We start from the raw sequence: 1,270 nt of genomic DNA on the forward strand, positions 1-1,270 counted from the left end.
GCGAGCAAGCCCGCTTGTGTCTTGAGCCAGGATTAAACTGAGGTTGAGAGCGGTGAGTGGCAAGCTGAATGCCCGAAGTGCATAAAGCACGTGTGGGAGCCCATGCTGCCACTCACCTCTCCACTCTGGTTATTGAGCCCGAACAGTTGAACGAGCCCACCTCGAACAGTTACAAGCGTGGGCCAAGCCAGAGCGCTCTCACCTTGAGTGTAAGAGGGTTTGGCCATGTTTTCCTATCCAGCAGGTATTGATGTTTCCAGCGGCAGCCTAGAAATCCTGGTTGATCAGCTAGATGTCGCGATGAGTTGTCCCAATTGCGAAAGTGATTTTCCCAGATTGATTGGATGGCTCGCTCTGCATCGTGTCGGCCGTGTGTTGCTTGAGGCTACTGGCGGTTACGAACGCAAAGTCATGAAAGCGCTTCAAGCTGCCGGCCTTGAAGTCATACGGATCAACCCTTGCCGAGCCAAAAGCTTCGCCAAAGCTATGGGTCAACGAGCCAAGACCGACCCGATAGACGCACGCCTTCTTGCGCAGTTTGCAGCGGTCATCAAATCACCCGACAGTCGCATTACAAGCGCCGAGCAGGATGATCTGCGCGCGCTGGTTCAACAGCGGGAGCACTTTGTTCAGCAGAGAGATGACGATAAGCGGCGGCTTAAAACGGCTTCCTCTGAAGTGATCAAACCTGCACTACAGAGTCATATCGACTATTTGCAAGGGGTGTTGAAGGAGTTGGAAAACCTGATCCGCCAAAGCGCTGAACGTCTGGATAGTAAAAAGGTATCTCTTCTGTGCTCGGTCAAAGGCATAGGACTCGTTACGGCGGCCAGTTTGATGTCCTATCTTCCAGAACTCGGCGAGGTAGGTAGGTAGGCATCAGATTGCTGCGTTAAGCGGTACTGCGCCCTACAACGACGATAGCGGCAAGCATAAAGGTAAGCGCCACATCAGCGGCGGCAGGTTCGCTGCCAGGCGCTCACTGTACATGGCCTGTTGGTCAGTGATCCGGTTTCAGCCTGATTTTGCCGTGCGATATAAGGCGCTGCGCGAGAAAGGAAAGTGCCCCAAAGTGGCACTCATCGCTTGTATGCGTGTTTTGTTAGTACGCCTAAACGCGATGATCCGTGATGGAGCTGAATGGAGAGAGCGGGCCGTCTAAACCCGTGTGGTAGCTATTTCAAGAATTACACGGCGTACAGCTGTGGGAGCATTACTGTCTCTGCAAATATGGCTTGATGAAAGCCATCAAGACAGTTGCTCCCACATT

General features: G+C 53.0%; 1 pseudogene. It reads left to right on the plus strand.

The features are described 5' to 3' along the window. The first annotated feature begins 225 nt into the window (after positions 1–225). Positions 226–1,162: pseudogene (locus HX793_RS30555) on the plus strand (IS110 family transposase). Positions 1,163–1,270: the final 108 nt, after the last annotated feature.

The organism is Pseudomonas reactans (assembly GCF_013387025.1).
Lineage (GTDB): Bacteria > Pseudomonadota > Gammaproteobacteria > Pseudomonadales > Pseudomonadaceae > Aquipseudomonas > Aquipseudomonas reactans.